20 protein-coding genes and 4 tRNA genes are annotated in these 22520 nt (G+C 48.4%); 7 read left to right on the forward strand and 17 right to left on the reverse strand.

Translation table 11 applies throughout. The annotated features are described in order from the left end of the window. Nucleotides 1-12: 12 nt before the first annotated feature. Together J3369_RS14160 and J3369_RS14165 are read right to left on the reverse strand one after the other, a co-directional pair. Complete coding sequence (locus tag J3369_RS14160) at nt 13-486, reverse strand: MarR family winged helix-turn-helix transcriptional regulator (protein ID WP_349588016.1); 474 nt, start codon at nt 484-486, stop codon at nt 13-15. Between the two features lie 119 nt (nt 487-605). Then, complete coding sequence (locus J3369_RS14165; RefSeq protein WP_303573067.1) at nt 606-920, reverse strand: hypothetical protein; 315 nt, start codon at nt 918-920, stop codon at nt 606-608. 219 nt (nt 921-1139) lie between these two features. Here J3369_RS14165 and J3369_RS14170 point away from each other — a divergent pair, with 219 nt between their 5' ends. Continuing rightward, complete coding sequence (locus tag J3369_RS14170) at nt 1140-1316, forward strand: hypothetical protein (RefSeq protein WP_181013630.1); 177 nt, start codon at nt 1140-1142, stop codon at nt 1314-1316. 74 nt (nt 1317-1390) lie between these two features. Here the strand turns inward: J3369_RS14170 and J3369_RS14175 are convergent, their stop codons facing one another. The 4 genes from J3369_RS14175 to lon all read right to left on the reverse strand — a co-directional run bounded on the left by J3369_RS14175 (nt 1391) and on the right by lon (nt 7527). Next, entirely contained in the window at nt 1391-2377 is a 987-nt protein-coding gene (locus J3369_RS14175) for a glycosyltransferase family 4 protein (RefSeq protein ID WP_349588018.1), read from the reverse strand. 81 nt (nt 2378-2458) lie between these two features. Continuing rightward, nucleotides 2459-4351 (reverse strand): peptidylprolyl isomerase, encoded by a 1893-nt coding sequence (ppiD, locus tag J3369_RS14180; protein WP_349588020.1) that lies wholly within the window; start codon nt 4349-4351, stop codon nt 2459-2461. A gap of 235 nt (nt 4352-4586) precedes the next feature. After that, nucleotides 4587-4859, reverse strand: coding sequence for a nucleoid-associated protein HU-beta (gene hupB, locus J3369_RS14185; protein WP_119501982.1), 273 nt, complete (start codon nt 4857-4859; stop codon nt 4587-4589). Nucleotides 4860-5172: 313 nt separating this feature from the next. Next, nucleotides 5173-7527, reverse strand: a complete 2355-nt coding sequence (gene lon / locus J3369_RS14190) for an endopeptidase La (RefSeq protein ID WP_349588022.1) — start codon at nt 7525-7527, stop codon at nt 5173-5175. 301 nt (nt 7528-7828) lie between these two features. On the opposite strand from lon, the gene J3369_RS14195 reads away from it, so the two are divergent. After that, complete coding sequence (locus tag J3369_RS14195) at nt 7829-8344, forward strand: prepilin-type N-terminal cleavage/methylation domain-containing protein (protein WP_349588024.1); 516 nt, start codon at nt 7829-7831, stop codon at nt 8342-8344. 105 nt (nt 8345-8449) lie between these two features. Here J3369_RS14195 and clpX read toward each other — a convergent pair whose 3' ends face one another. The 7 genes from clpX to J3369_RS14230 form a co-directional block, all read right to left on the reverse strand. Beyond that, nucleotides 8450-9724 carry an ATP-dependent protease ATP-binding subunit ClpX gene (gene clpX / locus J3369_RS14200; protein WP_303573064.1) on the reverse strand — a complete coding sequence of 425 codons (1275 nt, stop codon included), beginning with the start codon at nt 9722-9724 and terminating at the stop codon, nt 8450-8452. A 74-nt stretch (nt 9725-9798) separates the two neighbouring features. After that, on the reverse strand, nt 9799-10425 hold the full coding sequence (clpP, locus tag J3369_RS14205) for an ATP-dependent Clp endopeptidase proteolytic subunit ClpP (protein ID WP_119501986.1): 627 nt from the start codon (nt 10423-10425) through the stop codon (nt 9799-9801). Nucleotides 10426-10523: 98 nt separating this feature from the next. Next, nucleotides 10524-11828: a trigger factor gene (gene tig, locus J3369_RS14210; protein WP_303573062.1), complete on the reverse strand. Its 1305-nt coding sequence runs from the start codon at nt 11826-11828 to the stop codon at nt 10524-10526. 276 nt (nt 11829-12104) lie between these two features. Next, a tRNA-Pro gene (locus J3369_RS14215) sits at nt 12105-12181 on the reverse strand. A gap of 92 nt (nt 12182-12273) precedes the next feature. After that, nucleotides 12274-12349: transfer RNA gene (locus J3369_RS14220), tRNA-His, on the reverse strand. 78 nt (nt 12350-12427) lie between these two features. After that, nucleotides 12428-12504: transfer RNA gene (locus tag J3369_RS14225), tRNA-Arg, on the reverse strand. Between the two features lie 24 nt (nt 12505-12528). Beyond that, nucleotides 12529-12605: transfer RNA gene (locus J3369_RS14230), tRNA-Pro, on the reverse strand. Between the two features lie 232 nt (nt 12606-12837). Between J3369_RS14230 and folD the strand changes: the two genes are divergently transcribed. Beyond that, nucleotides 12838-13692, forward strand: a complete 855-nt coding sequence (gene folD / locus J3369_RS14235) for a bifunctional methylenetetrahydrofolate dehydrogenase/methenyltetrahydrofolate cyclohydrolase FolD (RefSeq protein WP_119501988.1) — start codon at nt 12838-12840, stop codon at nt 13690-13692. After that, entirely contained in the window at nt 13689-14243 is a 555-nt protein-coding gene (locus J3369_RS14240; RefSeq protein WP_349588029.1) for a DUF1415 domain-containing protein, read from the forward strand. The genes folD and J3369_RS14240 overlap by 4 nt, the downstream gene beginning before the upstream one ends. A 13-nt stretch (nt 14244-14256) precedes the next feature. On the opposite strand, the gene J3369_RS14245 is transcribed toward J3369_RS14240, so the two are convergent. The 4 genes from J3369_RS14245 to J3369_RS14260 are packed head-to-tail and all read right to left on the reverse strand — an operon-like array spanning nt 14257 to nt 18765. Beyond that, nucleotides 14257-15249 (reverse strand): DUF4340 domain-containing protein, encoded by a 993-nt coding sequence (locus tag J3369_RS14245; RefSeq protein WP_349588032.1) that lies wholly within the window; start codon nt 15247-15249, stop codon nt 14257-14259. Continuing rightward, entirely contained in the window at nt 15246-17105 is a 1860-nt protein-coding gene (locus tag J3369_RS14250; protein WP_349588035.1) for a GldG family protein, read from the reverse strand. Before J3369_RS14250 ends, J3369_RS14245 begins: the two co-directional genes overlap by 4 nt. A 2-nt stretch (nt 17106-17107) precedes the next feature. Then, the gene (locus tag J3369_RS14255) at nt 17108-17839 is read right to left on the reverse strand and encodes an ABC transporter permease subunit (RefSeq protein WP_119501991.1); all 732 of its coding nucleotides are present in this window, start codon (nt 17837-17839) and stop codon (nt 17108-17110) included. Further along, complete coding sequence (locus J3369_RS14260) at nt 17839-18765, reverse strand: ABC transporter ATP-binding protein (protein ID WP_349588038.1); 927 nt, start codon at nt 18763-18765, stop codon at nt 17839-17841. Before J3369_RS14260 ends, J3369_RS14255 begins: the two co-directional genes overlap by 1 nt. Nucleotides 18766-19093: 328 nt before the next feature. On the opposite strand from J3369_RS14260, the gene tsaA reads away from it, so the two are divergent. The 3 genes from tsaA to J3369_RS14275 all read left to right on the forward strand — a co-directional run bounded on the left by tsaA (nt 19094) and on the right by J3369_RS14275 (nt 22517). Then, nucleotides 19094-19831 carry a tRNA (N6-threonylcarbamoyladenosine(37)-N6)-methyltransferase TrmO gene (gene tsaA / locus J3369_RS14265; protein ID WP_349588041.1) on the forward strand — a complete coding sequence of 246 codons (738 nt, stop codon included), beginning with the start codon at nt 19094-19096 and terminating at the stop codon, nt 19829-19831. 82 nt (nt 19832-19913) lie between these two features. Continuing rightward, a complete protein-coding gene (locus J3369_RS14270) occupies nt 19914-21608 on the forward strand; it encodes a proline--tRNA ligase (protein WP_349588044.1) in 1695 nt (564 codons plus the stop codon). Nucleotides 21609-21677: 69 nt separating this feature from the next. Further along, nucleotides 21678-22517 (forward strand): MBL fold metallo-hydrolase, encoded by an 840-nt coding sequence (locus J3369_RS14275; RefSeq protein ID WP_303573055.1) that lies wholly within the window; start codon nt 21678-21680, stop codon nt 22515-22517. Nucleotides 22518-22520 lie beyond the last annotated feature (3 nt).

Below are 22520 nucleotides of genomic sequence, written 5' to 3' on the forward strand. Positions count from 1 at the left end.
TAATTCTCCGTATCAGAAAGACATTGACATAAGACGTTCACGAATGAGCGTCAGCACATCGACGAACTGTGTCCGTTGTTGCTCACTGAGGTCCTGCAGCATTTCCTCGCGCAATGCTTCAATTGTCACTTTGATGGTTTTTAACACGGGTTCTGCATCTGCAGTCAGATTAATCAGGTGAGCACGGCGGTCTGCCGGATCTTTGTCCCTGCGGACCAGCCCCCGCAACTCGAGATTGTCCAGCAGCTTCGCAATAGTCATCGGCTGGATTTCGAGCATCTGCGCAAGTGCTTTTTGTTGTACACCGGGATTCATGGCTATCAGTTTCAGTGCTCTTGCCTGGGAAAGGGTGAGATCACTGCCATCTAACCTGTCCTGAAAAGCGCCACGCATGCGCCTTGTGATATCAGCCAGTAAAAAGCCTTCTACCGGACCATGCCGGGTATCGTAGTAACAGGGGGTTTCACGGGATGTGGAATTTTCCATATCAACCTCAATTAGTAAGCAATACTTATTATATGCTTCAATTACTAATCATCAACAGCCGGACACGGAGTTACGGACGAATAACGGGAAAAGCAGGATGGATATCAGGGGAGGTAGAATTAACCGGCTATATCAACAATTTCTCTGGTATCCGGGCGAATACGAACGGTTTGACCGGCAATGGCAATTGATACGGTACCGGTCAGCGGATCTCTGCCGACAACTTTACCTGTCCGGTATACGTCATAACCGAGGATCATGCCGGGTTGCAAAATCTCATCAGCAGCCGGTTCAGCCGGTGTCAGCGCTGACACTTCAGTAACGGGAAAACTGTAATCATCCAGTGTGATATTTTGTGCTCTGTCAGCGGCCAGTACAGGACCTGCAATCAAGGTAACGACGACTCCCGCACACAACGCTTTAAAACTGAACATTAACTGCCTCCATTGCAACTTATTTTCTGTCTGATTACCGGGTCAGACGTTAAGCCGGTTAGTGAACTTATACTTCTGCTTATAAGAGATGTAAGCAATTGGCAGGCCATTACACATTTGTTAATAAAATCAGTAGTTAATGTAGATATAAGAGTAATGACTGGAAAATAGTGACGTTTTTCCGCATCATAATTGCAACACACAAGGAAAAGATTACCCGTGATAAAGATAATTGTACTGATCCCTCTTCTACTCAGCCTGCTCTGGTTTGCCTATCTGAAAGCTAATAAATGGACACTCGCCCAGGGTAAACAGGGATTTATTTATATTCTGGTGCTGTCTGCGGTCATCGCGGCGTTTTATACCCTGATGATGTTTTTGACACACAGGGTTTGATAAGGATGTAGCTGTCCGGAAAAACGGGAATAAGCGGAACATTAAAATTCTGTTCCGCAGGCTGGCAGAGGAGGTTAATCCGTCATTGGGAGAATTTCTGATACATTCCCCGTGGCGTGAGGTTGTGCATCATTCAGCACGTGACCGTTAATCACCTCTTCGTAAAGCTTGTAATAACGCTGTTCCATCACTTCAGCATTAAACACATCTCGGGCATATTCGTGGCAGGCCTGCCGGGAAAAACTGTCTGCCTGAGCAACAGCCTGCTCAAGCTCTTTGTAACTTGACGACAAAAAACCTACATCAGCATTGTTGATAAGTTCAGGCAATGAGCCGTAGGGTGTAGAAAATACCGGTGTTCCCAGGAACAAACTTTCTGTGATCGCCAGCCCGAAAGGCTCATGCCAGCGTACGGGAAAAATAAGTCCTTTTGAGCGCCGGATTAACCTGTGCTTTTCCTCTCCGCCCACCATCCCCTTGAAACGGGTGTGAAGGTGAAAATCGAAATACGGATTTCTGCCGAAGTTAAACCGGTTTCCCCCCAGCACAGCCAGCTTCTCATTGACGTTGCCGGCAATGCGGACAGCACCGTCCAGGTTTTTCAGTGCAGAGCGGGCCTTGCCGAGAAAATGAAAATAATTATCCGGCTTACCGGTATGAGGCTCACCATAATCCCGCCAGTCCAGTCCGTTATAAACGTAACAGTTGGCATGGTGATTAGACGCGTGTTTCTCCGAAAGGAAAACCGTATTCTGCGGATAAGTTCTGGCTTCCCCTGCATTACCATGCTCGGTGCACAGGAACGGTTTATCCAGCTCACCTTCGTAAGGCCAGTGAAAATGCACCACATCAGGCCAGTCTGTGATTTGCTCACTGACCGGCTTATCACGGTCATATTTCAATGTCTGTGAGGCCAGTTCACCGGCATTGCGGGCCAGGAATTTGACTTCATGACCTTGCCTCATCTGAGCCTGAGCCAGTGACCAGATAACCCTTTCCGTGCCACCGTACTTTTTAGCCGGTAACGGAAGTCGCGTTGCATAGGCGTGAAGAATACGCATTAAAAGTCCTTATATACCGGTTCTGCCGGTGGCAAAAAAAAGGTGCGCAAAGCGCACCTTCTGTGATTCAGCAAATGTCGTTTAACGGGCCGTACCCAGGGTAACATCAGCCTCATCACGCAGCGCTTTAACAAAAGCTGCATAGGTAGACTGGCTGTTCGCCTGCGCCAGACGCTGACGGATGGCAGAAACTGTTGCATCATCCGCCGCTTCAGGCGCATGTACTGCAGTCAGTTCAATCAGTGCTACGTCGCCACTGCCTAACAGGGCCACACGGCGGGATTTGCCTTCAGCCGGCGCCAGAGTGAACAGGGTATCAAGCAGATTACGTGGTAATTGCTGATCACCACGATTCACGTTTTCAACGGTTTCCCAGTCCAGTGAACGGGCTGACAGAGAGTCAGCAATATCATTACCACTTTCAAGCTGAGCCAGCTGAGCTTCCGCCCAGTCCTGCGCAGCCTGCTGCGCCTTCTCGCTGCGCAGAGACGCAGTGATAGACTCTTTTACTTCATCCAGTGACTTAGTGCGTTGTGCCTCATGTTCGTTAACACGGACTACCATCACGGTGCTGGCATCCAGTTCGATAAGATCACTGTTCACCTGCTCTTCAATCAGTTCCGGCGAAAATACATCGCTGACAACCTGCGGGTTATCAATTTCGGCTGGTACGTCATTACGGGTAAACAGCGGGGTAGTCTCAACCGATGTATTGGCAATGGCTGCCACTTCATCCAGAGTATCCGGTACTTCGAAGGCGACTTCTGCCATACGGGACTGAAGTTCATAGAACCGGTCAGTGGCTTTTTCAGTGATGAGGTTGTCACGGATTTCCCCGGCAACGTCACTGAAAGGCTTAATGGTTTCAGGCTTCAGATCAGTCAGTTTGATGATATGGAAGCCAAACTCTGTTTTCACGACATCTGTCACATCACCCACATTCTTAAGTGAGAACACCGCTGAGTCGAAAGCGTCGTCCATCATGCCGGGCGTGATGTAATCAAGATCACCACCATTTTCAGCAGAGAAACTGTCTTCAGAATTTTCTTCTGCCACGGTTGCGAAGTCTGTACCACCTTTAATTTCTGCCAGCAATGCTTCTGCTTTCGCTTTTGCAGCCTCTTCATCATCGCCGGTTTCAATCAAAATATGCGAGACACGACGTTGTTCTTCATCTCGGTACTGGTCTTTATTTTCTTCGTACCACGCAGATACATCATCGTCAGATGCCGTCACGTCGCCTTTCAAATCATCGACTGACAATTTGACATAGGCCACGCTGACTTTTTCTTCAGTATCAAACGAAGTGATGTTGGCATCATAATAACCCTGAATGTCAGCATCAGAAATTTCAACTTCGTCAGCAAAAGGCGCTGCGTCCACTACGACATAGCGGGCATCGCGGGTCTGAGCCTGTAAGTCAAATACACGGCGGGCTTCACCGGGCAGGGCGAAATCAGACACGCCAAGAGCGCGTGTCAACTGTTCACGGGTTAACTGTGTACGCAGGAAATTGCGGAAATCTGATGGCTGGTAACCGTTCTGACGTAACAGAGCCAGGTAACGGTCATTGTTAAACTGTCCGCCAAGCTGGAATTCGGGCATGCTGCGAATGGTGTCACGGATTTGATCATCACCCACACGTAAACCTAATTCGCGGGCTTTCTGCTCAACCAGCTTTTCGTCAATCAGGCTGTCCAGTACACCGCGGCGGAATTGCTGCATGTAACCTTCATCAGCAAACAGCGCTGATACGCTCTCACCGTATTGTGATTCCATACGGCTGCGCTGTGACTGATAAGCACGCTCCAGCTCATTAAGACCAATTTCTTCGCCATTTACAGTGGCGGCGACAGTTTCACCGGAACTGTTCAGGTAACTCCCTACACCGGCAAAAACAAAGCTCAGCACGACCAGACCAATGATAATCATTGCCCACGGGCCTTGCGAACCTTCTCGGATTCTCTCTAACATGACTTACTTTCAACTCCGTTGCTTACTGCTTCGCTCCGGCTTTGTTCAACACTCACCGGAAAAATATGGCAGATTATATCGATTCCCCGTGCCAAAGGCGATAATCCCGTCAGTCAATTTGCAGGAAATCCGTTGAATTCCAATAGATAGAGTTGGGTGACATCGGAAAATGCGGGCAGGAGAAATAAAAAAGGCGATGGTACTGACCATCGCCTTTTATCGAATCTTTTTCTGCTTAGTTACAAGCGTCTTTCAGAGCTTTACCAGCTTTGAAAGAAGGAACTTTAGCAGCTGCGATTTGAATAGTCTCACCAGTTTGTGGGTTACGGCCACTACGCGCTGAGCGTTCGCGAACCGCAAACGTACCGAAACCTACCAGTGCAACCTGATCACCTTCTTTAAGCGCTGCGGTAACTGCATCAGTGAATGCATCTAATGCACGGCCTGCAGCAGCTTTAGAGATATCTGCACCAGCAGCGATTTGGTCGATGAGTTGAGACTTGTTCACAATTATGATCCCCTTCGATTGTTATTATACTCTTGTCCGAAAACAGTGATTGTCTTCAGAACGTTATAACAAGCTTGATTTCGACAATCAAGCTAAGTGTTACAATTAATTAACGTTTAATGAATCGCTGCAATCCCTTTAGAGACAAGGCTTCAAGCGAGTACGTAGTAAAGGTAACACAACTTCTGACAGTTGAAAGCCCTAAATTTAAAAAAAAAGGTTAATTTGGGGCTGTAATGGGTGTTTTTTAAGCAAACAGTTCAAAAAAAGGCTACATCCCGCGAATTTACTGGTATGCAGCCAATTTCTACCGTTACTTATTAGCGACAACTTTAAAAGACTCAACAGGCTCCTGCAGAGCAATATCGAGTACTTCATCAATCCATTTAACCGGATGGATAGACAAGTCCGCTTTCACGTTTTCAGGAATTTCTTCCAAATCACGTTCATTCTCGTGTGGAATGACGACAGTTTTAATACCGCCACGGTGTGCAGCCAGCAGCTTCTCTTTTAATCCGCCGATTGCCAGCACTTCTCCGCGAAGGGTAATTTCACCGGTCATGGCAACATCACATTTCACCGGATTACCTGTGAGCGTGGACACCAGTGCGGTGCACATTGCAATACCGGCGCTCGGACCATCTTTTGGCGTGGCACCTTCAGGCACGTGTACGTGGATATCACGCTTTTCATAGAAGTCTTCGTTGATGCGTAGTTTTTCAGCACGGCTTCTTACTACAGTCATCGCCGCCTGAATGGACTCCTGCATCACGTCACCCAGAGAACCGGTGGTGGTCATCTTGCCTTTACCGGGCACCGCAGTGGTTTCGATAGTCAGCAAGTCTCCGCCTACCTGTGTCCATGCAAGGCCGGTCACCTGCCCTATCTGGTTATCTTTATCCGCTTTACCATAATCAAAACGCTGCACGCCCAGATAGTCTTTCAGGTTATCCTGCGTCACAACGACTTTGTCTTTGCTCTTACTCAGCAGAATATCTTTTACTGCTTTACGGCAAACTTTAGAAATTTCTCTTTCCAGGCTTCGTACACCCGCTTCGCGGGTATAGTAGCGAATCATGCCGATGATGGCGGATTCTGTGATATCCAGCTCTTTGGCTTTAAGGCCGTTACGTTCCATCTGTTTGGAAATAAGATGACGTGTCGCAATGTTCAGCTTCTCATCTTCGGTGTAACCCGACAGACGAATCACTTCCATCCGGTCGAGCAATGGCCCGGGAATATTCATGCTGTTTGAGGTCGCCACAAACATAACATCAGACAGGTCGTAGTCGACTTCAAGATAATGGTCGCTGAAGCTGCTGTTTTGTTCAGGATCTAATACCTCAAGCAGCGCCGATGACGGGTCACCACGCATGTCAGAAGACATTTTGTCAATTTCATCAAGCAGGAAGAGTGGGTTCTTCACCCCTACTTTGGCCATTTTCTGAATCAGTTTGCCCGGTAAAGAACCGATGTAAGTACGACGGTGACCACGAATTTCTGCTTCATCCCGCACCCCGCCTAATGCCATACGCACGTACTGACGTCCGGTGGCTTTGGCAATTGACTGACCCAACGAGGTTTTACCCACGCCCGGAGGACCTACTAAGCAAAGGATTGGACCTTTCAACTTTTTAACCCGTTTCTGTACCGCCAGATATTCAACAATGCGCTCTTTTACTTTCTCCAGACCATAGTGATCTGCATCCAGTACTTTCTCAGCCAGTGACAAATCTTTCTTCACTGCACTGCGCTTATGCCAGGGAACATTGGTCAGCCATTCAATATAACTGCGCACCACGGTGGCTTCTGCCGACATGGGAGACATCATTTTCAGTTTCTGCAACTCAGCCCGTGCCTTATCTTCGGCATCTTTAGGCATCTTCGCTTCTTCAATCTTTTTGCTCAGCGCCTCAAACTCGTCCGGAGCATCATCCAGTTCACCCAGTTCTTTCTGAATGGCTTTCATCTGTTCATTCAGATAATACTCGCGCTGGCTTTTTTCCATCTGCTTTTTCACGCGGGTACGAATTTTCTTTTCGACCTGCAGCAAATCAATTTCGCCTTCCATCAGCGCCATCAGGTACTCAAGACGCTCGTTCACGCCTTTCATTTCCAGTACCTTCTGCTTCTCAGCCAGTTTAAGCGGCATATGAGCAGCCATGGTATCGGCGAGACGGGCAGCGTCATCAATGCCATTAAGCGAGGTTAACACTTCCGGCGGGATCTTCTTATTCAGTTTTACGTATCCCTCGAATTGGGATACCGCAGAGCGAATAAGTACTTCCTGCTCATTATCAGGCAGTAGCTCATCTTTAACACGACTGACTAGCGCCACGAAGAATGGCTCAGCCTGCTCGTACTGATGAATTTCACCACGAACATTACCTTCAACCAGCACTTTCACTGTGCCGTCAGGCAGTTTCAATAACTGCAGAATAGTGGCTAATGTGCCCACCTGAAAAATATCATCAGATTCAGGCTCATCAACACTGGCGTCCTTCTGGGCAACTAAAAAGATTTGTTTATCATTTTCCATCGCTGCTTCAAGACAACGGATGGACTTTTCCCTGCCAACAAATAGCGGTATGACCATATGGGGATAAACGACTACGTCCCGTAAGGCAAGTACGGGGATCTCAATGCGATCTTCACGCTCAACTGTCATACGTGTTCTCTGTATTGTTCAAATGTGAATTGATATGGGGATGCACAGGCAAAGTTCAATCAATCCTGTGTTAAACCTTGTTACTTTTACCATTATCGATTTTTAATGATGGTGCAACCTTTTTGTGCCGGAGAGCAGAGCAAAGTCAAACGACTGTACAAATATACGACGAAGGCAGGTTATTGCTTATTACAAATGATAACTATTCCCAATAAAATAAACCTGTTATGCTCAAGAAATTGGAAAAAATACAGTTAAAATCTTATTCTTCAAAGATATCAAGATTGCAGTGAAACTTGTTATGACATCATCTCCATCAAATTCCGGATTCACGCTCATTGAGCTGGTTATTGTTATTGTTATTCTCGGCGTACTGGCAGTCACCGCAGCGCCCCGCTTCATCGATCTTCAGGATGACGCTCAGGCGGCCAGTGTTCAGGGTGTGGGAGCGGCCTTTGCTTCTGCTATTAATCTGGCCCGTTTAAAGTGGCGTGCCGGTGGTCACACGGGGCCAGTGGATAATCTGGATGTGTTCGGCAACGGACAAAACGTCATTGATTTTAATCAGTATGGCTGGCCTGCACAGAGCTATACGCCGTATGAAGCCAGCCCGGTAACGGACAACGCCTGGGATTGCACATCGTTATGGAATGCCTTGCTTGCCAGCGGCAGCCCCACGGTTGCAGAAGATACCTCGGCGGACTACCAGGCCACCTATGCAGACGGTACCTGCACCTTTATTTTGCAGGCACAACCGGCGTTTTCCGTCTATTACAGTTCACTGACCGGTGAAGTCACCATCGATGACACCTTGTAACAGCACTGCCCTTTCACGGTAATTGCGGCTAACCGGATGCCGGACGACCCGGTGACAGATAACAAAAAAGGTCCGAAGGACCTTTTTCTTTATCTTACATGACAATCACTCAGAGACCGCTTTCTTCTCTTCGTTCTTGTACATCAGAATAGGTTTAGATTCGCCTTTAATCACAGACTCGTCGATAACCACTTTGCATACGTTTTCCATTGAAGGCAAATCGTACATGGTATCGAGCAACACTGCTTCAACGATAGAACGCAGACCACGGGCACCTGTTTTACGTTGCATCGCTTTTCTTGCAATTGCATGCAATGCATCGTCACGGAACTCCAGTTCAGTTTCTTCCATAGCAAAGAGCGCACCGTACTGTTTAGTAATGGCGTTCTTCGGCTCACGGAGGATCTGAATCAGGGCTTCTTCGTTCAATTCTTCCAGGCTGGTCACTACCGGCAAACGACCAATGAACTCCGGAATTAATCCGTATTTCACCAAATCTTCAGGCTCTACCCGCTTGAACAGATCGCTGAGTTCCTGCTTGCTTTCTTTAGACTTCACCGACGCACCGAAACCGATTCCGGTATCTTTATTCGCACGCTGCTCAATCACTTTATCCAGACCGGCGAACGCACCACCACAGATAAACAGGATTTTAGACGTGTCTACCTGCAGGAACTCCTGCTGAGGATGCTTACGTCCACCTTGTGGCGGAACGGATGCAACCGTGCCTTCAATCAGTTTCAGCAGCGCCTGCTGAACACCTTCCCCTGACACATCACGTGTAATAGAAGGGTTATCAGACTTACGGGAAATCTTGTCGATTTCATCAATGTAGACAATACCGCGCTGGGCTTTTTCTACATCGTAATCGCACTTCTGCAACAGCTTCTGAATGATGTTTTCAACGTCCTCACCCACGTAACCGGCTTCGGTCAGGGTGGTGGCATCGGCCATGGTAAACGGCACATCCAGTAAACGGGCCAGAGTTTCAGCCAGTAACGTTTTACCGCTACCAGTAGGGCCAATCAACAGGATATTACTCTTACCCAGCTCAACGCCCTCGTGCACATCACCATTTCGCAGGCGCTTGTAGTGGTTATACACCGCTACCGACAGCACTTTCTTTGCGTGTTCCTGACCAATGACATAGTCATCAAGGTGTGCATGAATTTCTTGTGGTTTAGGAAGTGCATCCTGCTTTTGCTTTGGTGCAATTTCCTTAATCTCTTCACGAATAATGTCGTTGCATAATTCAACACACTCATCGCAAATAAAAACGGACGGTCCCGCAATCAGCTTTCTGACTTCATGTTGGCTTTTGCCACAAAAGGAACAGTATAAAAGCTTATTATCACCGTCACCGTTCTGCTTGTCACTCATTACTCTTTGCCTCTGCCTTTCCTGAACAAACGAAAATCGTGCGGGTACACGAGTTCAGGATTACTATAACTATACTACTTAGTGGCGGCTGCGTCAGATCGATTTGTTAAAATCTGATCGATCAGGCCATAATCCCTGGCTTCTGCTGCACTCAGGAAGTTATCCCGGTCTGTATCCCTTGCAACTTTTTCGTAATCCTGGCCAGTATGTTCGGCCATCAGACGATTCATTTTTTCTTTAATGGAAAGAATTTCTTTCGCGTGAATTTCAAAATCCGATGCCTGTCCCTGGAATCCGCCCAGCGGCTGGTGAATCATTACCCGTGAGTTAGGTAAGCAGAAACGCTTCCCTTTGGTACCGCCTGATAACAGGAAAGCGCCCATGCTGGCCGCCTGACCAATACAAACCGTGCTTACGTCAGGCTTAATGAAATTCATGGTGTCGTAAATCGCCATACCTGCCGTCACAGAACCACCCGGAGAGTTTATATAAAGATAAATATCTTTTTCCGGATTCTCAGCTTCAAGGAAAAGCATTTGCGCGACGATGAGGTTCGCCATGTGGTCTTCAACCTGACCCACTAAGAAAATCACATTTTCTTTTAGCAGACGGGAATAAATGTCGTAGGAACGTTCACCTTTAGACGTCTGCTCGACGACCATAGGCACCAATGCATCTTGTGGTTCAAATGGGTTTATCATATCTACCTTGATTTCTTAGCGTTAAAAACAAAAATGCCCGGAAGGTTCCGAGCATTTAAGCAGTTGCTGACAGGTTAAGTCAATCAGAGGGTAATAAATTACGCCTGTTTGTTCATAACCTCGTCAAAAGCTTTGGTCACTTCCTGAGTTTTAGCATTTTCTAATACCCAGTCGATGGCCTGCTCTTCCAGTGCAACATTGCGCATCTGGTTCATCAGTTCTTCGTTAGCTTTATAATAGTCCACAACTTCCTGAGGATCTTCATAAGCTGACGCTGATGTTTCAATTAATTGCATTACTTTTTCATCGTCTGCTTTCAGTTCGTTCTGCTTGATGATTTCACCCAGCAGTAAACCGATGCGTACGCGACGGGTTGCATTGTCAGTGAACAGTTCTGCAGGCAGTTCTGGCATGTTCTGGCCACCAGCTTGCTGACTGAAACGTTGTTTTGCCTGTTCACGCAGTGCATTTACTTCCTGATCGATCAGTGCTTTTGGCACGTCGAATTCATTCTTTTCGATCAGCTTAGAAATAACATCTTCTTTTACGGTTGTTTTCAGCGTTTGAGTCAGTTCGCGTTCCATGTTTTTACGCACTTCCGCTTTCAGCGCGTCAACGCCGCCTTCTTCAACACCGAACAGCTTAGCAAATTCGTCGTCAACGTCCGGCAATTGCTTACCTTCTACTTTCTTAACGGTAACGTCAAATACTGCAGCTTTACCTTTCAGGTTCTCTGCATGGTAGTCTTCAGGGAAAGTCACTTCTACAGTCACTTCCTCGTCTTTCTTAGCACCTACCAGCGGCTCTTCGAAGCCAGGGATCATGCGACCCTGGCCAAGCTCAAGGGTAAAGTCTTCTGCTTTACCGCCTTCAAATTCTTCACCGTCAATTTTACCAACAAAATCGATTACTACACGGTCGTCTTTCTTCGCTTTACGCTTAACTTCTTTCCACGTAGCGTGTTGCTTTTGCAGCGTCTCCATCATGTTATCGAGGTCAGCGTCGGAAATTTCAACCACTGGCTTCTCAATTTCGATGTCTGCAACGCCCTGAACTTCAACTTCAGGATACACTTCAAATGCCGCAACGAACTCTAAATCCTGGCCATTTTCATCTTTAACCAGTTCAAAAGAAGGCATGCCGGCAGGGTTAATTTTTTCCTGAACGATTGCCTGATAGAAATTCTGTTGCATTACGTCACCAGCTACTTCCTGACGCACAGCAGCGCCAAAACGTTTCTGGATTACGCTTACTGGTACTTTACCAGGACGGAAACCGTTAATGCGTTGCGTTTTTGATAATTGTTGAAGACGCGCTTTAACCGCAGAATCAACAGAATCTGCTGGAACGGTAATAGTAAGACGGCGTTCTAAACCCTGGGTCGTCTCGACTGAAACTTGCATTATGTTACCTCAACTGTGCGTCTTAAAGTGACGCTTTGTTTGAATCCCCTTCCCGTCCTTGCCATATATCGGCGCGTTACACCGGGTTTAGAGGGAGTGTTATTCAACAGTGTTAAACCATTGTTTAAACACATTGGTTAAAAAAAGACGCGGTAGTATACAAGCAGGTTTTTACAGAGTCGAGAGGGATTAGCAACAAATAACAGGAAAAACCGGAGATAACGGGACATTTATCATCAGGTGATGACAATTAAGGATATTATTGGGAATAAATAATGGTCGGTGAGACAGGATTTGAACCTGCGACCCCTTGGACCCAAACCAAGTGCGCTACCAAACTGCGCCACTCACCGAACTGAGTATTTCGAAGACGTGAGAAATGCTTCAAAAGACACCGGCATAACCGGCTAAAGATATGTTGCACTCACATTCCCTGAAGGAAAATTGGGGTGGACGATGGGACTTGAACCCACGACAACCGGAATCACAATCCGGGGCTCTACCAACTGAGCTACGCCCACCACAGAGAGTGCAATTACAAACTTCTTAAGTCTACCCGAATACTGACATCTTGTCAGTATTTCCTGCGAACTCACCGATGGCGCGTCCGGCAGGATTCGAACCTGCGACCCACGGCTTAGAAGGCCGTTGCTCTATCCAGCTGAGCTACGGACGCCCGACGAATCGAAGCTTGCAATAGTGGTCGGTGAGACAGGATTTGAACCTGCGACCCCTTGGACCCAAACCAAGTGCGCTACCAAACTGCGCCACTCACCGACTGTGTAAGGCAGTTAATGTTCCCTGCCGTTACGGGGTGCGAATACTATAGCCAACATCCCATCCCGTCAAACACTTTTTTCAATAAAAATTCTAACCGCTCAGATTACGCGCAATCGTCTGTTTTTTTGACCAATCCGCTGATCTTTTAAGCGCATTTTCACTTTGGCAAGGTGTTGTAAGTTGTGAAACAATATAAGGGTTAACGTAATGAAATGAGAAGAACACATTCATGAGTGCCCACCTGATTGATGGCAAAGTCATTGCCAAACAAGTTCGCCAGGACGTAGCAAGCTACGTTGAATCTTTAAAAGAAGCCGGAAAGCGTTGTCCCGGTCTGGCCGTTGTACTGGTAGGCAGTGATGCTGCCTCACAAGTATATGTGTCTAATAAACGTAAAGCCTGTGAAGAAGTCGGGTTTGTTTCCCGTTCTTTTGATTTACCGGCGAGCACCAGTGAAGAAGAATTACTGGCTGTGGTAGATCAACTCAATCAGGATCCTGAAATCGACGGCATTCTTGTGCAATTGCCGCTGCCTGCCGGTCTCAATGCTGAACGTGTACTGGAACGTATTGAGCCGCACAAAGATGTTGACGGCTTCCACCCTTACAATATTGGTCGCCTGGCGCAACGTATCCCTGCTCTGCGTCCTTGTACGCCTAAAGGTATCATGACCATGATTGCTGCCACAAAGCGTCCTGTAAAAGGCCTGGACGCGGTTATTGTGGGTGCCAGTAATATCGTTGGTCGTCCTATGAGTCTGGAATTACTGCTTGCCGGCTGCACTGTGACAACCTGCCACAAGTTTACACAGGATTTAAAAGCCCACGTCAGCCGTGCAGACTTGCTGGTTGTGGCTGTGGGTAAACCCAACTTCATTCCCGGTGACTGGATTAAACCCGGTGCGATTGTGATTGATGTGGGTATCAACCGGGTGAATGACGGTTCTCTGGTTGGCGATGTTGATTTCGAAAACGCGAAGACCCGCGCGGGTTGGATCACGCCGGTACCGGGCGGCGTAGGCCCTATGACTGTTGCCAGCCTGATTGAAAACACGCTGGAAGCGTACGTTAAGTACCATTCATGACAGACAATCAGAGGGTGGCTGCCGCCACCCGCGACTGGGTAGAAAAAGTAGTGATAGGCTACAACTTCTGCCCTTTCGCCAAACCCGTTTTCACACCGGACCTGATCCGCTACGAAGTGGATGATTCCGGTAATCCTGCAGACATCCTTGAAACCGTTTATCAGGCTTGCCAGACGTTGCGTGAGTCACCGGAAATAGCTACGACACTGGTTATTTTCTATCGCTGTGGCAATGATTTCGACGATTATCTCGACATTCTGGGCATGGCGGAGCGCCTGCTGGACGCATCCGGTTTCAGCGGCGAGTTTCAGCTGGCCAGTTTTCATCCTGATTATCTTTTCGAAGGAGAGGACCCGGATGATGCCAGCCATTTTACGAACCGGAGTCCCTGGCCGGTGCTGCACATTATCCGTGAAAAGGATATTGAAGAGGCCATGAAGAACAAGGACGAATCATCCGCAATTTACGAGCGTAATATGCGTAAAGCGGCAAGCCTTGGCAGCCAGCATCTTGCACAGTTGCTGGCATCACTGCGTCAGGGTCAGGGCTGAAGCGTCCGGAATTTCAGATAGCGGATGTCAAATTTTCCAGCCTGGGCAGAAAAGCACGGGCCTGATATTCGGAAAGCTCAAATACCCATTCGGATATCCAGCGTGGTGAGTCCGGGGTATCAATCCACAATTGAAAACGTCCGCGCGGGTCCGGTGCTGAAAGATAAGCCATGACTTCACTGCCATCTTCCAGAGAAAAGATAACCTGACTGATCAGTGATACCTCACTCCACTTATGCTGCAGGAAGGGTTTGACTCCATCAAAGTCGAAGCGCAGCATCTTATCAACTGTCTGACCTACTATGGTTGGATATCTCAGTGCGGCAGTAGCCTCATCATTGCCTGCAATCTGCCAGCCATCAGCGGTCTCTCCTTCACGGTTTAACGTCAGCAGGGGCTGCCCTTCAATTTCAACATCCACAGCACTGATATCTGAACTGTTAAAAGCGAAAATCTCACGGCTTAACCAGTCGCTGCGCTTTTCCGGTAACGGCAAAGTTTTGTTTACCAGCAGGCTGGTAGACGCTTCAGGCTGCCGCACATATGTGCCACGGTTACCACTGGCCGTCCTTCCCACGAGCAACGAAAAGGCTTCCTTTTCGCCGCCAATCTCAATCAGCAAAGAGCGGGCATCACTATCTCTGACACTTTCAACGCCCAGACGGTGATAAAATTCCGGCTGTGATGTTTTAGGCTCCAGCACTTCCAGACTGTTCAGGGCATTAGCAAATTTCGCCAGCTTTTTCATGTCCACCGGAAAGGTCATAATGGTGTCGAGGTGAGTTGCAATCCACCTGTCAGTATCTTTCACGGCAGCAAATACCACCCCTTCGTGGGTTTCAATTTTGATCCGCTGAATATCTTTTGCCGCTGTCGCCAGCTCGCTTTGCAATTGATGTTCTGCGGATGCTTCCCGGGTAGTGCGGTCAGAATGACTTTGTAACCAGCCGGCAACACCGGCACTGGCAGCAACTAACCCCGATAATATAAGAACGCGTAAATTCATGACTGAGTTTCTGTCCGGTATGCTTTTCCTGCTCTGCGTTTGAAGATAAACGCCAGTAACCATAACAAGCCCGTCAGCACAGCAGGTGCCAGGGCTATATTCACTATTTTCAGTTTATCGCCAAGACGGTCTATCTCGCGGTCAAGCTGATAGCGCACTTCGCGAAGTTCACGGCGAATTTCAACTCTGCGGGCAATGTACTTATCTATTGCCTCCTGCTGTTGACCGGTAAAGACAATGGTACCGCCCTGCCCCTGTTGTCCCTGAAGCTCACGTAATTTCTGCTCCGTCTGGATCAGCTCTTCCTGCAACTGTTCTTCCTGCTCGCGGTATTTACCTTCCGCCGCCGTCTCCAGGGCCTTTACCCTTTCAAAGGGGCGCACATAGGTGCCACGGGAGCGGATACTGATAAGCGCATCGCTGCCGGTGAGGTTTTCAATTGCATTGACAATAAAGTCACCGTTATTCGCAAACGGCGTAAATACCGTATCTCCGAAGAACGCCGTTTGTTGCACCCAGTAAAGGTCTGAAAGCATATCTGCGTCTGCCACCAGCACCAGATTCAGATTGTCAGTCTGCCCTTCATAGGTCGCCGCTTTAGCCGGATCTTTCGGTGCACTGAAATATGAGCGGGCTTTACCACGGTAACGGGCGGCAACGGTGTAGGTTTCGGTGTTTCCGCCGAATCCACGGTGCAACGCTACCGGGTTAAGGGTCTGGGCATAGTTATCTGCATTGGTCAGCCCTGAGTTAACGGAAGAACGTATGAGCGTATGCATAGACAAGCCGGCTTTTTTCACCGTTTCCAGGGCACCGAAGGACGCGCCGTTTACTGAGTCCAGATTGGCAGTGATCACATCATTACGATCGAGCTGAGCTGCGGTGAGCCCGAGAATGCCAAAATGCTTCACTATCGCACCGTTTTCATTTCGCAAATCAAAAGCCAGTTGAGCATCAAGGACGATATTGGTTAAATCCGCCTTAATTCCCCAGGCCTTCAGCAACGGAAACGAAGACGCGTTGGCACCCACTTGTTGCAACGAAGAAAGCGCATTTCCTTCATAATGAGGGTCAATAAAGGCCAGGATCCGGCCATTGTGCATGGCAAACTGATCAATGGCATACAGCAGGCCGTCTGACAGCGCTTGCGGATGCGCCAGCAACACCACATCGGTATCTTCCGGAAATCCATCAGCAGTACTGTTCACAATTCGAATGTTATACAACTGCGCCAGTTGCTGATAAAACACCATGGGACCGGTGTATCGCCCGGTCAGAGGATCTTGTCCGCCGGCAACCGGTAAATCAGTGACCAGCGCCAGCGTCAGCGTATCCGGATTACTCAGGCGATAAATCAGTTTACTGATTTCATATTCAAGAAACTGCTCGTTCTTAGGATCAAAGAACGGGATGGTGAACTGATCATCCAGTAAATTCGTGCCGGCAAGACCAAAGTAAATCTGTTCTCCCACATTACCCAGTGCCGCTCCTGTGAGACCGAACTGATTGGCTTTATCTTCGTTTTCCGAAAAAGGTACAGTGTCAACGATTTGCAGTTGAACTTTACCGCCGGACGCCTGTGCATATTCACGCAACAAACTTTCTACTCTGGCGGCATAGTTACGCATTTTTGTCATACCCGTCGTCGCCGAATCGGAGTAGAAGAAGTACAACGTGACCGGCTCATCCAGACTGGTGAGCACATTACGGGTTCCCCCTGACAACGAGAACACCTTGTCTTCTGTCAAATCAATGCGATATTTGCTTAACAATTGATTGTTAATGAAAACCAGCAATACAAACAGCACTGCCAGCAGGCCAAGACTTAATACAGACAACCATTTTTTCTTCATCATGATCACCCTGCCTTGTTCTGTTCAGTGATCACGGCGTTTGCGGTCAGCCACACAAAGATGACCAGCAGAAAATACACCACATCATTCGCAGCCAGCACACCTTTTGACATAGCTTCAAAATGCGTGAGGAAACTGAAAGAAGCAACGGTATCCACCACGAAATTAGGTGCCCAGTTTTTAAAAACATCGACCACGATTTCCGAACCGCTGACCAGAAAGAGAAAACACACCAGCACAGACATAACAAAGGCAATAACCTGATTATGTGTTAACGCAGACATACACTGACTGATGGCAAGAAAAGCGCCGGCCATCAACCAGCTGCCGGTATAAGCGGCAACGATGATTCCGTTATCCGGTGAGCCGAGATAATTAACGGTTAACCACAAGGGCGTGGTCATCAACAGAGCCAGTCCGAGAATTCCCCAGCATGCCAGAAACTTGCCGGCTACAGCCTGCGTTTCTGACACCGGCAATGTCATTAGTAATTCAATGGTGCCGGATTTTCTTTCTTCAGCCCAGCTACGCATGGCAATGGCTGGTACCAGAAACAAATAGAGCCAGGGATGAAAATTAAAAAATGGCAGTAAATCAGCCTGTCCTCTGGCGTAAAAATCTCCCATAAAGAAGGTGAACACGCTGCTCAGCACCAGGAACATTACCAGATAAACATACGCCACCGGTGTAGCAAAAAAGCTGCCGAACTCCCGTCGTGCAATGGTTAAACTTCTCATTACTGCACACGCTCCCCGGTAGTAATTTCACGGAATACATCATCCAGGCGGCCGGTTTCAATGGTAAATTTGTCCACCGGCAGCCGGTAATGACTGACATGTTCGGTCACCGGCGTCATCAGCAACTTACCATCTTCAGGGAACAGCGTGACATCGCCGGTTTCGCGGTTAACCACCATTTCATCTACACCATCAATTTCCGCCAGCCCGGAAATATCGGCTGCATAACTGAAATGCAGTGTGATGGCCTGGTGATAGCGGGAACGGTATTGCAATTCCGGCGGTGTTCCGTCGAACAGCAGTTTGCCCTGAGAAATGATCATGGCGCGGTTACACACTGCGCTGACTTCTTCCAGAATGTGGGTGGAAATGATAACGATTTTGTCTTTCGACAACGCCTTGATAAGTTCCCTTACCTGATGTTTCTGATTCGGATCCAGTCCGTCTGTGGGTTCATCCAGAATAAGAATGTCCGGATCATGCATGATAGCCTGAGCCAGGCCAATGCGATGGCGGAATCCTTTTGACAATTTATCAATCTGCCTGTTCAGCACGTCTCCCAGCTCCACCTGCTGTATGACATGCTTGAGACGCTTCTGAAGATGCTTACCTTTCAGCCCGCGTACACCGGCCACAAAATGTAAAAACTGAAACACTGTCATCTCACCATAAAGCGGTGCGCCTTCAGGCAGATAGCCAATACGCTCCTGCAATGCTTTCGCTTTTCCGGGCATATCCGCGCCGTCTATTTTGATTTTACCTGATGAAGGGTCCAGAAAACCGGTAAGCATTTTCATGGTAGTGGACTTACCGGCGCCATTTGGCCCCAGAAATCCCACAATCTCTCCGGCTTTTATGGTGAAGGACAGGTTATCGACAGCGACAAGCTGATTGAACCGTCGGGTCAGATTTTCTACAACTATCATAGCGTTCCGTCTGCTACTGCTGGTAATAAAGGAAAAAGCGGTGGTAAATCGTATCCGGCACCCGCGAAGGGAAACACTTTGCTGTGTCCTCATCTCAGGTCACCGTTCCGGTGCCGTAGTTTGACATATTCAGCAACACCATTCACTGCCTGATTGCTAAACCCGGGAAAAAAGAAACCCCGTTGCACGCAACGGGGTTAAAGGAACTGGGATCCAGGGAGACCGCAAGCTGCCCAGTCAGGCTTGTGGTGGTAAACAACGGAGCATACCTTAGCGGTATTTTATGAGATAATTATGACAATCAACCATTTATTTCAGGTAACAGGTCGTGAGCTTTCCTGAATCTGCCACTATTGAACCTGTTGGCATTATTCACACACCGTTCAGGCAGAAATTTGCTATTCCCCGCCAGCCAAACCTTGCCGGAGCTAAAGGTCAGATTGTCATGCAGACTGACTATGCCAACCCGCAGGCCTTTAAAGGCATAGAGGCGTTCAGTCATGTCTGGTTATTGTTCTATTTCCATGAAACCGCTGCCAGAGGCTGGAAACCCGCCGTCAAAGCGCCACGGCTGGGCGGTAATGCCACACTGGGCGTATTTGCCAGTCGCAGTACGCACCGGCCAAACAGCATTGGTATGTCAGTGGTTAAAAATGAAGGTCTGTCAGTGGATGGCGACCGTGTTGTGCTGAATGTGTCCGGCGTTGATTTACTTGATGGCACACCGGTCATTGATATTAAGCCGTATATTCCTTACGCCGACGCCGTGAATGAGGCTGACGATACGCTCACCTCAAGCTCCCCCATTCCCCGCCGCAATGTCATTTTTACCGCAGAGGCAGACAAACAATGCCACGCACTTTCTGCCAGATGGCCGGATATCATCCCGCTGACGCAGGATATACTCAGCCAGGATCCCCGCCCCGCTTACCGGCATAAACTGGATGATGATGACAAAGTCTATAAAGTGAGTCTGTACGACGTGGATATCAGCTGGCAAATTATCAATGGTGACGTGGTGGTTCTATCACTCACGCCACTACCTGCCGGACAACAGAAAACTTAACCGGAAAAACGACTTTTGCGGCCTTTTCTATACTGCTAGAATGGCGCCGTTTTTATTTTTCTCTATAGGATGAACCACCGTAATGCGCACGAGCCAATATTTGTTGTCCACGCAAAAAGAAACACCTGCCGATGCTGAGGTTATCAGTCATCAGCTCATGCTGCGGGCAGGCATGATCCGCAAACTGGCTGCCGGTTTGTATACCTGGTTGCCGAGTGGTCTGCGTGTGCTGAACAAAATCGCAGATGTGGTGCGTGATGAAATGAATAAGGCCGGTGCAGTGGAAGTGTTGATGCCGGTGGTTCAGCCTGCTGACTTGTGGGAAGAATCCGGTCGCTGGGAAGAATATGGTCCAGAGCTGTTGCGCATCAAAGATCGCCATCAGCGCGACTTTGTTTTAGGCCCGACTCACGAAGAAGTGATTACCGCACTGGTGCGTAACGAAATCAGCAGTTACAAACAATTACCGCTGAACTTGTATCAAATCCAGACAAAATTCCGGGACGAAGTTCGTCCCCGTTTCGGCATTATGCGCGGCCGTGAATTCACCATGAAGGATGCATACAGCTTCCATATGGATGAAGCGTCGCTGCAGGAAACTTACGATAAAATGTATCAGGCTTACAGCAATATCTTTACCCGCCTGGGTCTGGATTTCCGTGCTGTTATTGCCGACTCAGGTTCAATTGGTGGCGCGGTCTCTCACGAGTTCCACGTGCTGGCAGCGTCCGGTGAAGATGACATCGCGTTTTCGACAGAATCTGATTATGCAGCCAATGTGGAAATGGCTCAGGCTGTTGCACCTGCAACGAAAGCCTTGCCGTCTGGTGCTGAGGCAGAAGTTATCGACAAGCCAAAAGGGATCAGTGCAGAAAACTTCCTGAAAGAACAAAATACCGCATTAAAAGTTGTGCTGGTTAAAGGTCAGACTGAAGAAGATGCACCGGAAAAGTGGGTGGCGCTGGTCATACGTGACGAACACACTTTAAACGATATCAAAGCAGAGAAACTGCCACAGATTGCATCACCACTGGTCGTTGCCACTGAAGAACAGGCTAAAGACATTTTTGGTTGCTTCCCGTTGTACGCGAATCCGCTGGCATCAGGTTTAGACGTTATTGTTGACCACAGCGCAGCGGCAGCAGCAGACTTTGTTTGCGGCGCAGGTGAAAATGGTAAATTCATCATTAATGCAAACTGGACCGGTGATATCGAAAGCGCTGATATCCGCGATGTGGTTGCCGGCGATCCTTCACCCTGCGGAAAAGGCACAATCGAAATCAAACGGGGTATCGAAGTAGGTCACATTTTCCAGTTAGGCGATAAATATTCTAAAGCCATGAACTGTGGTGTGCTCGGTGAAACCGGTAAGCATCAAATTCTGACTATGGGTTGCTATGGCATTGGTGTCTCACGCATTGTGGCAGCAGCCATTGAGCAGAACCATGACGAAAACGGTATCATCTGGCCTGACCCGGTTGCACCGTTTAAAGTGGCGCTTATCCCGATGAATATGCATAAGTCTCAGCGCATCAAAGACGTTGCAGAGTCGTTGTACGAAACATTGACTGCCGCCGGCATTGAGGTGTTATTTGACGACCGCAAAGAACGCCCGGGCGTCATGTTTAACGACATGGAACTGGTCGGTATTCCCCACAGCATCGTTGTGGGCGAGCGCAATCTGGATAACCGGCAGGTAGAATATAAAAATCGCCGCACCGGCGAAAAAACCTTACTCTCTATAGATAACGCCGGTGAATTTATTGCCGGTCTGTAAAACAGACAGAGACTAACACGGAAATTGCCGGGCTGCTGACGGCCCGGCGGCAATGCTGCAGGAGAAGGCATGCGAGTTACCTTTTATGGTGTCAGAGGGTCTATTCCCACGCCGGGCGCTGATTTCGTGCGTTATGGTGGTAATACGGCCTGTGTTCATGTTCAGTTGTCAGACGGCACAGATATCATTCTGGATGCCGGCACAGGAATCAGGGCGCTGGGCAACGAGCTTATAAAGAAAACAACGCCTGTTCATATCCTGCTCACTCATAATCACTGGGACCACATTCAGGGCTTTCCCTTCTTCGCCCCGATTTACCAGAAAGATCGCGAAATTAAAATCATTCCCGGCATGACTACCCTGCCCGAGCACGACCGGATCCTTACCCAGATGCAAGGTTCCGTCTTTCCCGTACCGGCCAGTGCGCTGGCTTCTGATGTGACGGTAACCCCCATTCCGGAAGAGATTGACAGCTGGCGTTTAGGCAATGCGACAATTTCCAGGCTGCCTATGAACCACCCGGGAAAAGGCAGTGCTTATACGATTACTGAAAACGGTAAAAAGTTAACCTATCTCACTGATAACGAGCTCTACCCTCCCTATAAAAAAGAAACGGATTTTCTCAGTTTCGTGGACTTTGCCCGCGATGCTGACCTGGTTATCCACGACGCGCAGTATATGCTGTCAGATATGCCGGCTAAATCTGGCTGGGGACACTCTGTGGCTGAGGAAGCGGTGAAACTGGCGATGGCATCTAATGTTAAACAACTGGCATTGTACAGCCACGACCCGGACCGTACTGACGATGACATTGACAAGGTGGTTGCTCACTGTCAGGAATACATTGAAATAGCGGAGTCGCCATTAGGTTTATTTGCGGCGGCAGAAGGCCAGACTCTCGATCTGTAAAGG

The organism is Alteromonas sp. NFXS44 (assembly GCF_040148705.1).
Lineage (GTDB): Bacteria > Pseudomonadota > Gammaproteobacteria > Enterobacterales > Alteromonadaceae > Alteromonas.

Coding starts and splice junctions, on each gene's coding strand:
- J3369_RS14195 (WP_349588024.1), top strand. CDS start 7,829: ATGACATCATCTCCATCAAATTCCGGATTCACGCTCATTGAGCTGGTT.
- clpX (WP_303573064.1), bottom strand. CDS start 9,724: ATGAGTGACAAGCAGAACGGTGACGGTGATAATAAGCTTTTATACTGT.
- J3369_RS14160 (WP_349588016.1), bottom strand. CDS start 486: ATGGAAAATTCCACATCCCGTGAAACCCCCTGTTACTACGATACCCGG.
- J3369_RS14275 (WP_303573055.1), top strand. CDS start 21,678: ATGCGAGTTACCTTTTATGGTGTCAGAGGGTCTATTCCCACGCCGGGC.
- clpP (WP_119501986.1), bottom strand. CDS start 10,425: ATGATAAACCCATTTGAACCACAAGATGCATTGGTGCCTATGGTCGTC.
- tig (WP_303573062.1), bottom strand. CDS start 11,828: ATGCAAGTTTCAGTCGAGACGACCCAGGGTTTAGAACGCCGTCTTACT.
- lon (WP_349588022.1), bottom strand. CDS start 7,527: ATGACAGTTGAGCGTGAAGATCGCATTGAGATCCCCGTACTTGCCTTA.
- ppiD (WP_349588020.1), bottom strand. CDS start 4,351: ATGTTAGAGAGAATCCGAGAAGGTTCGCAAGGCCCGTGGGCAATGATT.
- J3369_RS14270 (WP_349588044.1), top strand. CDS start 19,914: ATGCGCACGAGCCAATATTTGTTGTCCACGCAAAAAGAAACACCTGCC.
- J3369_RS14175 (WP_349588018.1), bottom strand. CDS start 2,377: ATGCGTATTCTTCACGCCTATGCAACGCGACTTCCGTTACCGGCTAAA.
- J3369_RS14255 (WP_119501991.1), bottom strand. CDS start 17,839: ATGAGAAGTTTAACCATTGCACGACGGGAGTTCGGCAGCTTTTTTGCT.
- J3369_RS14165 (WP_303573067.1), bottom strand. CDS start 920: ATGTTCAGTTTTAAAGCGTTGTGTGCGGGAGTCGTCGTTACCTTGATT.
- J3369_RS14240 (WP_349588029.1), top strand. CDS start 13,689: ATGACAGACAATCAGAGGGTGGCTGCCGCCACCCGCGACTGGGTAGAA.
- J3369_RS14250 (WP_349588035.1), bottom strand. CDS start 17,105: ATGATGAAGAAAAAATGGTTGTCTGTATTAAGTCTTGGCCTGCTGGCA.
- folD (WP_119501988.1), top strand. CDS start 12,838: ATGAGTGCCCACCTGATTGATGGCAAAGTCATTGCCAAACAAGTTCGC.
- J3369_RS14245 (WP_349588032.1), bottom strand. CDS start 15,249: ATGAATTTACGCGTTCTTATATTATCGGGGTTAGTTGCTGCCAGTGCC.
- J3369_RS14260 (WP_349588038.1), bottom strand. CDS start 18,765: ATGATAGTTGTAGAAAATCTGACCCGACGGTTCAATCAGCTTGTCGCT.